Raw genomic sequence first — 9,502 nt, forward strand, 5'->3', positions numbered from 1 at the left:
CGGTTAATGCCTGCTCCTCGTGCCGGGGGTGCGGAATATGAAGCTCATTGTTTGTGTGCTGAAGAAATATCAAAGGTCCAAAATGAAAGCGGGGCGAATAGTACGCGACCCCCTCTTTAGTGTATGAACGAATGCGCATATATCACCAATTATGTCTCTATCATTATCATATACTACATCAATACAGTCGCTATTATATTGAGAACGAAGAGACCAATTTCCAGAACAATTTCTTTCATTTGACGTCATCCAATTTTCGACTTCCTCTTTGCTCAAGAGAAAAATATCCGTTTTCTTCCCGTCTATGATGGTGTTGATGATGCGCTTTCTCTCTTCTGCACGAAACGCCTGCTGAAAAAATTCCCTGTTTAGGTATGCTCTGATGTCACTGTCAGGCCAGTCACGGTTCTTGGAATCAAATTCCCTTTGGAAAAGGCTGTCTTTGCTGATGACAACCGAGCCAAGCTTGCTCTCTTTCAGGACGATCCACTGGATGGGCGTTCCGTCCCAGGTACCGAGCGTAACAATACGTTTTGACATAATCGACTCCTTTCTCACTCTCCCAGATGCACACGAACCACACCCGCAGGATCTGCGGAGGGTTCTCCCTCGGAAATACAATATTCCATGTCCTCCGGCGCATCCTCCACGCAGCGAATGAAAACATCTGCGTTATCGCTGGTATATGGCAGCCGGCAGCGCTTGTTGTAAATGCCGGTTTCGTCGATAGACATCTTGGCTGCGTTCGGCAGAGAGGTATAGTAAATTTCGAAATCCTCTACGCTTGCATCGGTCAGGCACACCCACTGTCCATAGGCAACCAGTGTTCTGTCCAGCACCATCTTGAATTTTCCACGCTTCTCGATGCCGATGTTAAAGCGGAACTTGGTCTGTTCGTCCGCTTTGATCTCCGAGATCACCTTAATCTTACCGCCCTCACGTCCGGTAATCAGACCATAGGCAACGCCGGTTTTTCCGGTGGGCGCAGTGATGTCGTTTTCATCGACTCTGATGCCTTTTTCCCGCTGAATGGCAATGGCTTCCTTTGTGCCGAGGGGCGGGAACAGGTAGAAGTGGCTTCCGCCGGATACCTCCCGAAAGCTGTCGTTGTTCTCCTTGATGTACTTGTCAAACAGCTTTCGGAGAATCGGCGATTTGCTGGAGTTTCCCGCCAGAAAGATCTGAATCTCATTGACGCCGCTTTGCTGCAGCGATTCGTTGCGGAACGCCTTGCAGATAGAGGTGAAAAAGTTCGACACGCCACGTTCGATGCGTTTTTCCAGCACTTCCACCAGGTTCAGCTGAATGTTTCTGTCCTTGTTTTCGACATAGAGCTTGAAGTTGGATTTCCGCTTTCCCTCCTTGTCAAAGAGATCTACTGTGATCGTGCCGTCATTGATGGGGAATGTGCAGATCTCGTCGTTTCTGAAGATATAGCCATTATAGGAAACGGTTTCCGCATCCTTTGCTGCATTTGATTTCGGAGCAGCGGGGGCGTTTGCGGGCGCAGCAGTCTTGCTGTCAATTCCGATAATCCCCTCCCAGAAAGGGCGAAGCACTTCCATCAGCTGCTTGGTGTTCCGCTTTGCCTCCTGGGAATCGGAGATCAGCATCTCGCTGCCCGGAAAAGCGTCGCATTCCTGCGGTTTTGAAAATGAAAATCCCACCGCATCCCCGCTGCTGCCTTTCTTGTCGCCGCCGAGAAGATCGGCGTTTGCACGAAATACTTCAAACGCAAGCAGTTCCAGCAGATTTTCGCCGCCGAGATATCTGTCGCCCTCAGAGCCAAAGTGATTGATGACGTAGTCATAGCGCCGTTCTTCACGTTTGCTGTCGTCTGCGCATCTCCACAAGCCGAAATCAAAGTCCGTTGTGCCGCCGCCAAAATCGAAGATGGCGTAAAAAACATTTTCGCCCTCATCCGGCTCAAATCCGTATCCCTGCAATGCTGTAATGGCATACGCAGCCGGTTCGCTCACGCCCTGTCTTACTCTGAATTTTGCCATGATCTCTGCATTTTTCAGAATAGAATCCGGCAGCGATTTTTTCAAACCGATCTCGAAGCTCTTCTGGATTTTTTCCTTTACGGTCTTTTCATAGGTGGTCGGGAACGAGAGAACATAATCCAGATAAATGCCGTTCCGCATATTGTTGATGTACAGACCAAGGTAGTACGCATATAATTCCAAAGGATTGAATGCGCTTTCTTCCAGAGAAGTGAACGGTGACAGCACACGCTCCACGCCTTTTTGGTCGATGATCTTTACACTGCGGTTTTTGTTTCCGCACCACTGCTTGATGTCATAAAAGAACGAATAGAAATTGTCGCTGATCGTGCAGGATTTCAGGTCGTAGTTTGCGGTGTGGGAAACACGGAGATCATCGATGGAGGTTTCCGGTCTGCCGTTTCTGGTGCCGTAGCTCTTGAGAAACTTTTCGAGATCAATGAACTCCATGATCGTCGGATTCTCATAGTGCTGCGCCTCTGCCTTTTTGCTCAGCTGACCGGTGCCCACACGGAGAAGCGTCGTCTTCGCACGGCCGTCCCGTTTGGAAACAATGGTGCTTTTGGTACCAAAGTCAATGCCGATAAGCCCGTCTTCGTGGATGTCGGCAGCCGGATTCCGTGCGATCAGCGGCTTTTTCAGAGAAACAAGCACCTGTCCGTCTTCCGCTTTCGGCGCTTCGTCCGACCAGAGTTCCCAATGGCCGGAGTTGACATCCTCCAGGCACTTTTTATCGTAGACCTCCAGATCTGCACGCACTTTGTCGCATGCAAGAAGCCCCGCCGTGTACGTATCGATGAGTTCCGGCGACAGTGTGAAATTGCTTGCAAGTCTTTTGGAAACTTCTATTTCGATCTGTGTCCGGTTCAATCCGAGGATGGTCTGAAGCCGGTCTATCTCTTTCTCTGAGAGACACTTGGATTTGTCTTCGGTTTCCAGAATGCTCCGATCTTTCCGATTTTTCAGAAATGCGATGGCTTTTTGAAAAATCTCATCATCGAAGATCTGATATTCCTGAGAGAGAACTGCTTCTCGAAATTTCTTGGAACTAATACAAACAGCACCAATCTTTACAGAATCTGTATCATTCCAATCAACAACTTCATGATTTTCAATACCATAAGAACCGCCTTGAAAACCTATATAATGACCATTATGATAACTAGTCGAAGCATTAATGCCCTTTCTGATTTCCTCTGGAATATCTTTTCCGAATAGGAATTTAGTTTGTTTTTCAGACAACGCCATAGTGAGCAAACCAAAATAGGAATTGTTGATGCTTGCATATTTGTTTTGAACAGGTATTGCAATTTGCGCTTTTCCATTCCAATAGCCAATTTCATTGTTGACTTTAAATTTAATCCACAGCTTTTCGAAATAGCTTTTTTCCATTTCAGCATATCTCTTACTCAGCATCTCCCGCAGTGTTTTGTAAAGCTCCGCATGGAGCACATTTTTCAAGACATCGTCCCGCAAAACGACCTTGTCCACCTGTCTGGTGGTTTCTACTTCTGCCACGGTTCTATTCCCCCTTGTCGTAAATTTTCAGTCTTTCGCACATTTCGTCAATAAACGGCGTCGTCTCCAAAATTTTTCGTTCCGCTTCGGCGGGTGCGGTTTCCGCATGCCGGTATTTCGCCGTGAGATTCACAATTCCAGTTGTTTCCGCCTTTCGGAATGCGCCTGCTTTGGCAATGCACACACCGTTTTCATTGGAAATCTGTGTGGGCTTTGTAATGGGCAGCAGATGCACGGCATCCTGTATCGTGTATCTGTTCCATACGCCGGATTCGTCCGCACATTCCCGATGCAGCAGCTCCTCCGAAATCGTTGGAGCGTCGTCGTATACCAGACAAAAATCGGTTTGGCTGGTCTTTAGGAAACCGGCGTAATCCTGCCACTTTTCCCAAAAGTCCTCCGTATAGCCGGTAAAGCAGTTCCCGCCGAATTTCATGACTTCAAACCGGTTGTCTTTGCTGAGCACGGCGGCAATTTTGTTTTTTTCGATCCAGAAGAGACAATGACATATTTTCATTCTTTATTCCCCAATACTGAAAGTTTCATTGACTTTTTCATTCATTTGATAGAGGTTCTTGCCGATGTCGCTGTCGCTGATGCCCGGAGTGATCTCCCGCATCGCATTCGACAGAGCGTCTTTCACATTCTTAAATGTTTCGAGATTGACGGAGCACCCGTGGAGATAGTCCGAAAATTCTTTCATTCCCATGCCGTTTGCCTGCAGGTACTTGTTGTACACCACAAAGTCAGACGGAGAGAGAATGTCCTTGATCTTGGCAAGATCGGAGAGAATTTCCGCAGTGATCCCAACAAGTTCCGGACTTTTCAATCCGTCTGTGTCAAAACCAAGCTTTTCATTGCAGGCTTTCGCATAGAGATAAGCGCCCGTTGCACGATAGGCGGATTTTTCATCCGGCGACATCTTGTCAAGCTTTTCTTTGTCCTCGTTGGAAATCTTGATGTCCTGCTGCAAGTGCTTGATATATTCCTCGGTGGAATCAAAGTCCTCCGGTTTGGATTCCTTATCCTTTTCCGCCTTGAATGCAAGCTCCTCCGGCTCATCCCTTTCTTTTTCCTTCACCCCGAGCGATTCGGCAATTTTGCACACAACCCCGACGACCAGCAGGATCGCAGCCGCAACATTCGGGCCGGGAAGTGCAAGCCCGATCTTTCCGATAAATGAAGAGATCGCTCCGCCGAGAAATGTTCCGCCAAGTGCGCCGCCGATTCCCCTGCAAATACTGCTGACACAGCTGCAAACGCTATGAAACGCACCGCTAAGTGCACCGCAAACAGAACTAAAAATACCCATGATTATCAAACTCCTTTTTTTATTTTTGTAATGCGGGAATCGGAATCCCGTTTCTTAGAGCTTGTGTTCGTAGGAAATATATGCGGATTTTCGAGCAATTCGGAATTCATTTTCCGAATCCAGGCAAACTGTTCCTCTGTCGGCTCCGTATCAAACAGCTCCAGCCCCTTGTACAAGCCTCTTTTGTAATTGATCCGATAATATGCGAGAACGCTGTTTCGCACTTCGGCATTTGTCGGTGCCTGTTCAGAAGTGTCCGTTTCCCGATCGATCTTGATCTGGATTGCCTTATCTGTACCAGTTGTAAAATAAACCGCACGACCAGCGGGGAGATTGGACAAGAACTCCTTTTGTTCATCTTTCAGCATGATCGTATTCCCGATGGCCTCCTTATCGTCCGCTGCAAAGATACGGTGAATGATCTTGGTGTTGGTGTTCTTCAGAACATCCGGTGTCAGTTTGTTCGGAATCTGGTCGGCGATAATCAGACACTCCCCGTATTTGCGAATTTCCGCAAGCATGTCCGAGAACATTTCAACGCTCTGCTTTTTCGAAGGGCTGTCACCAGACTGATACTTGCTTAGCAATCGATGCGCTTCTTCTACCAATGTAATATGCTGAAATTTTCCGTCCATCTGATATTTTTCACGAATTGCTTCGGAAAGATTGATTAGGATGAAGCCCATGATGAGAGATTTTTCTGCGCTGCTCCGGATGTTTTCCAGTTCGAATACCACCTTGTGCTCCAGCAGATCGATAAAATCAACAGAGGAACTGGTATTCAGCAAAAATTCTTTTCCGCCGCTTGTCAAGCCTGATGGGATTCGGGTTCTTTATGATGACACGAAAACAAATCTGGATTCCCTGCGGGATTCTGGCAGTGGTCTGGATTTGTCACGTCTGGTTTTTCTTGTTTCGGGTAAAGACGCTGGAGCGTCCGGCGGAGTTGGAAAAATCGTAGGGATATGATTGCGGAACCGATCGGCTTCAAGCATGAGCAGCGGGAAAAGAAAGTGTCTGTCAAGAAATTGCAGAAAGCATCTCAATTGAGATGCTTTTTTCATGTTTCGGCTACTTTTCCGCTTTTTCGAAAGTAAATGTGATTTGCTGCACCAAAATATGCAAAAAGTGTTGATAAAGACGGGCGGAATAGGTATAATTATATCAAACAAGAAAACACGAATTTTGTCGAAAAGAAACCGCTGCTTTGTCAATGGAATTGCTCATCAGATTTGTGCAGTTGAATTGGCGGATTATTCTTGAAGGAGGATACCATCATGGTGAAAGAAAAAGTAATGTCAGAATTGAAACAGAGAATAGCCGAAGCAGGCTTGGATGATTTCATCAGTGTCAATGAAGATGTTAATAAAATGGGGACATTTATGGTGTACAGGGATCACCAATCTAAAGTGGAAATGTTTGCGGTTGATGGAGAGCCACTGTTCCCATTCGACGCAATTACCAATATTCTGTATGATGACAGAATAGAAAGCATGCATTATTGTACAGAAGAGACTGCGTTTAGAATTCTATTTGAATTATATAATGATTATTTGTTTATCTATGAAATAGGAGATCAGGGAGATGCGTGGTTGCTGCGAAATGATAGAAATGAATGGTTTACAGATGGCAAAAAGGGAACAGATGAATTGAAATCCTATAATGATAAATTTCAGAAAAGAATTTTTATCAAGAATTTGATATGGTCGATCATACCGGACATTAATCGTTTTGATGATGATTTTGTAGCATCAGAAGACCTTAAAACAATTGAAGAAACGATTTGGTCGTACATATATGAAACGCCACAAGATACTGAGATGCTTCTATTTTTTGCACATCATGTTTTGTCTTGTAAAATGTATGATGACGATAATAAAATTACGATTGATGTTCCTAAAATATTGCAGTATATTCAGGATAAAGATTTAAAGGATGCTTTCATGATGTATATAAGAAGAGAGTGGCTTGACGAAAATGGGGAGATCTATATTCCAGATGACTTTTTAGAAGAAGTAACGCTGACTATGAAATACCTAAAATAAATCCTACAGAGTTCAACTTTAGAAAGCCTCTTTTCCCATATTGAAATTTGGTGGAAATTGTGGTATAATGGAAAAAACAAATGAGAAGCTGGTGATTTTCATGAGTACGATAAAGGAAACTTTGCATGAAAAAAGAAAACAACAGAAGACCATATCAAACAGCTCCAGCAGGAGGGAAAAAAAGGTGTCCGCTATACGGCTATGATGCCGGATGTTCCGTTTCTGGTATTCGGGCTGTTCAGTGATATTGGTTGACTCATACACCTGATAGCAGGCATCCTTTATTTTTGCAGAAATGGATTTCACCATGTGTTAGATGGCATTGCCCTCATTGCAGTGGCTGCCGTCGTGTTTGGTGTTGCTTATCCCATTTATCTGAACAAAATCCATGAAAAGGAAATTGCCACAAGATATCAAAAGAACCTTAGCTTTGGCGTGACGGTTTATGCCGGACTGGCAGGGGCTGTGATCGGAATCCTTCAAATCGTGCTGTATGCAGGCGCTTCATCCGAACTCATTTGGCTCGTAATCGGCGGCTTTTTAAACTTTTCTTCGGGATTGCCCATTTATCTCTCCTTTCAAAAAGGGATTTTTTACGGTGTAAAATAACTTTCGTAGGTTGAACGACAAAGGACAAAAAAGGAATAAAACAGCAGAGAGCAGCGACAGAAATGTTGCTGCTTTTCTTGGAAAGGAAACCCCAATGAGGAAAACAGCATACCAGATGCGGGAACTGGCAGCATGTGCGCTCCATGGCAAAGTCCCGTCGCAGGAACTTCTGGCGCAGGTCGATCCGGAAAAGCTCTATATCATGTGCCAGTTCCACTGTCTGACGGCGATGGTTGCGGTAGCGCTGCGGTCGGCGGGAATCCGCTCGCCCCGATGGGAGGAGGAACACGTAAAAGCCGTCCGCAAGAGCATCCTGCTGGCAGCAGAGCGCCGAAAACTCTGCGAATTTCTGGAACAAAACGGGATCTGGTATCTGCCGCTGAAAGGCATCGTGCTGGAACCGATGTACCCTGAAATCGGCATGCGCCAGATGGCGGACAACGACATTCTCTACGACAAAACCGCACGGGACAAGGTGCGAACGTTTCTGACGGCAAACGGCTATCAGGCAATCAGCTTCGGGAAATCGCACCACGATGTGTACCAGAAACCGCCGGTGTATCACTTCGAGATGCATGTCAGCCTCTATCCGGCTGGACGGGAAAAACGGATCGAGGCGTATTATGCAAATCCGGAACGCCTGCTGAGAAAAGACACAGACCATCGCTTCGGCTGCCATATGACGGCGGAGGACTTCTACCTCTATATGATCGCACACACCCACAAGCACGCCACTGGCTGCGGAACCGGACTGCGTGCCCTGCTGGACATCTATGTCTATTATGTCTATTTGCAGCAGAAAAGTGAAGTGCTGGACTGGGCATATCTCACAGCAGAACTGCGTCAGCTTGGATTGTCAGAATTTGAACAGCAGATGCGGCAGCTGAGTCTTCGGGTGTTTTCCGCAGTGGAACTGCCGGCGCTGTCTGCGGATGAGCGGAAACAGCTGGAGTCCTGCCTGATCTCCGGCGCTTACGGAACGGTGCAGCAAGGCATTCAGCGGCAGATGCAGGCATACTGTGCCGGGGAGACCGGCGGTACGAAATGGCACTATCTGGTGCAGCGAGTGTTTCCGCCGAGGGCAGTGTGTCAGGCACGGTTCCCGGCGCTGAAACGGTATCCATTTCTGCTGCCGGTGTGCTGGGTGATACGGCTTGTGCAGGCTGTTATTACGCAGAGAAAGCACCTGCTTCTGGAACTGCGGTGTTTCAAGGAACTGCGCAATGACTAGGACGAGCGTTGCGGAAAGCACGCCTGCCGGCGATACTTCCGTCTTCCTGTGAAAAAATTTACGAACTGATTTCTCATTTTTATTTTTAGTTTGTGCAATCCCACAAAATTCAAAAAAAAGCGTTTTCCCCTTGACAAATGCAGTCAGAAGTTGTATACTAACAAGAGAGTTAGAATATTCTAACTTTTCCGTTTTTCAATAGATTTGCTTTTTCTAACAAATTTTTGCCCGTTTGTGCGTTTGCACGAACCGGCAGGCGCATTCAGAAAAAGGAGGAGAATTGGTATGATGCCGCTGATGTTTGCAAGCCCTGGTGACGAAGTTATCATCAAAAAAGTTGGCGGAAGTGCGGAAACCAAAAAGCACCTGGAGGATTTGGGTTTTGTGGTTGGCGGAACACTGACGGTAGTGAATTCCGGCAGCGGAAACCTTATCGTCAAGGTCAAAGAGACCCGTATTGCCATTACCAAAGAAATGGCTGCAAAAATTATGATATAAGAGGAGGAATTCAACATGGCTACATTAAAAGACGCCAAAATCGGACAGACCGTCCGGGTAAAGAAGCTGACCGGTGAGGGGGCTGTCAAGCGCCGGATCATGGACATGGGCATCACAAAGGGTGTGGAAGTCTATATCCGTAAAGTCGCTCCCCTGGGCGACCCGATCGAAGTTACCGTCAGAGGCTACGAGCTGTCCCTGCGGAAAGCAGATGCTGAGCTGATCGAAGTAGAATAAGAACCCGTCTTCACAAGCGTATACACGTGCCTTTTCGGCAAATTTT

The 9,502-nt window shown here is 46.6% G+C and carries 11 protein-coding genes; 6 read left to right on the top strand and 5 right to left on the bottom strand.

Annotated features, from left to right (window positions below):
• Positions 1-69: 69 nt before the first annotated feature.
• The 5 genes from QZL66_RS06920 to QZL66_RS06940 are packed head-to-tail and all read right to left on the bottom strand — an operon-like array spanning position 70 to position 5,624.
• Complete coding sequence (locus QZL66_RS06920; RefSeq protein WP_022411005.1) at positions 70-540, bottom strand: DUF6273 domain-containing protein; 471 nt, start codon at positions 538-540, stop codon at positions 70-72.
• A 14-nt stretch (positions 541-554) separates the two neighbouring features.
• Positions 555-3,524, bottom strand: coding sequence for a hypothetical protein (locus QZL66_RS06925; RefSeq protein WP_022411006.1), 2,970 nt, complete (start codon positions 3,522-3,524; stop codon positions 555-557).
• 4 nt (positions 3,525-3,528) lie between these two features.
• Positions 3,529-4,041, bottom strand: a complete 513-nt coding sequence (locus tag QZL66_RS06930; RefSeq protein ID WP_022411007.1) for a hypothetical protein — start codon at positions 4,039-4,041, stop codon at positions 3,529-3,531.
• A 3-nt stretch (positions 4,042-4,044) separates the two neighbouring features.
• Complete coding sequence (locus tag QZL66_RS06935) at positions 4,045-4,836, bottom strand: hypothetical protein (protein WP_022411008.1); 792 nt, start codon at positions 4,834-4,836, stop codon at positions 4,045-4,047.
• A gap of 5 nt (positions 4,837-4,841) precedes the next feature.
• Positions 4,842-5,624 carry an ATP-binding protein gene (locus tag QZL66_RS06940; protein WP_022411009.1) on the bottom strand — a complete coding sequence of 261 codons (783 nt, stop codon included), beginning with the start codon at positions 5,622-5,624 and terminating at the stop codon, positions 4,842-4,844.
• 47 nt (positions 5,625-5,671) lie between these two features.
• Between QZL66_RS06940 and QZL66_RS06945 the strand changes: the two genes are divergently transcribed.
• From QZL66_RS06945 to QZL66_RS06970, 6 genes are all read left to right on the top strand, one after another.
• Positions 5,672-5,797 (top strand): hypothetical protein, encoded by a 126-nt coding sequence (locus QZL66_RS06945; RefSeq protein ID WP_293601928.1) that lies wholly within the window; start codon positions 5,672-5,674, stop codon positions 5,795-5,797.
• Positions 5,798-6,113: 316 nt separating this feature from the next.
• Complete coding sequence (locus QZL66_RS06950) at positions 6,114-6,881, top strand: hypothetical protein (RefSeq protein ID WP_022411010.1); 768 nt, start codon at positions 6,114-6,116, stop codon at positions 6,879-6,881.
• Between the two features lie 309 nt (positions 6,882-7,190).
• Positions 7,191-7,490: a hypothetical protein gene (locus tag QZL66_RS06955; protein ID WP_022411012.1), complete on the top strand. Its 300-nt coding sequence runs from the start codon at positions 7,191-7,193 to the stop codon at positions 7,488-7,490.
• A 94-nt stretch (positions 7,491-7,584) separates the two neighbouring features.
• On the top strand, positions 7,585-8,721 hold the full coding sequence (locus QZL66_RS06960) for a nucleotidyltransferase domain-containing protein (RefSeq protein ID WP_022411013.1): 1,137 nt from the start codon (positions 7,585-7,587) through the stop codon (positions 8,719-8,721).
• 285 nt (positions 8,722-9,006) lie between these two features.
• Complete coding sequence (locus tag QZL66_RS06965; RefSeq protein ID WP_022411014.1) at positions 9,007-9,219, top strand: FeoA family protein; 213 nt, start codon at positions 9,007-9,009, stop codon at positions 9,217-9,219.
• 15 nt (positions 9,220-9,234) lie between these two features.
• On the top strand, positions 9,235-9,456 hold the full coding sequence (locus QZL66_RS06970) for a FeoA family protein (protein WP_022411015.1): 222 nt from the start codon (positions 9,235-9,237) through the stop codon (positions 9,454-9,456).
• Positions 9,457-9,502: the final 46 nt, after the last annotated feature.

The organism is Ruminococcus sp. CAG:330 (assembly GCF_000437175.1).
GTDB lineage: Bacteria > Bacillota > Clostridia > Oscillospirales > Ruminococcaceae > Ruminococcus_C.

Coding starts and splice junctions, on each gene's coding strand:
- QZL66_RS06920 (WP_022411005.1), bottom strand. CDS start 540: ATGTCAAAACGTATTGTTACGCTCGGTACCTGGGACGGAACGCCCATC.
- QZL66_RS06930 (WP_022411007.1), bottom strand. CDS start 4,041: ATGAAAATATGTCATTGTCTCTTCTGGATCGAAAAAAACAAAATTGCC.
- QZL66_RS06935 (WP_022411008.1), bottom strand. CDS start 4,836: ATGGGTATTTTTAGTTCTGTTTGCGGTGCACTTAGCGGTGCGTTTCAT.
- QZL66_RS06945 (WP_293601928.1), top strand. CDS start 5,672: ATGATGACACGAAAACAAATCTGGATTCCCTGCGGGATTCTGGCAGTG.
- QZL66_RS06950 (WP_022411010.1), top strand. CDS start 6,114: ATGGTGAAAGAAAAAGTAATGTCAGAATTGAAACAGAGAATAGCCGAA.
- QZL66_RS06960 (WP_022411013.1), top strand. CDS start 7,585: ATGAGGAAAACAGCATACCAGATGCGGGAACTGGCAGCATGTGCGCTC.
- QZL66_RS06965 (WP_022411014.1), top strand. CDS start 9,007: ATGATGCCGCTGATGTTTGCAAGCCCTGGTGACGAAGTTATCATCAAA.
- QZL66_RS06970 (WP_022411015.1), top strand. CDS start 9,235: ATGGCTACATTAAAAGACGCCAAAATCGGACAGACCGTCCGGGTAAAG.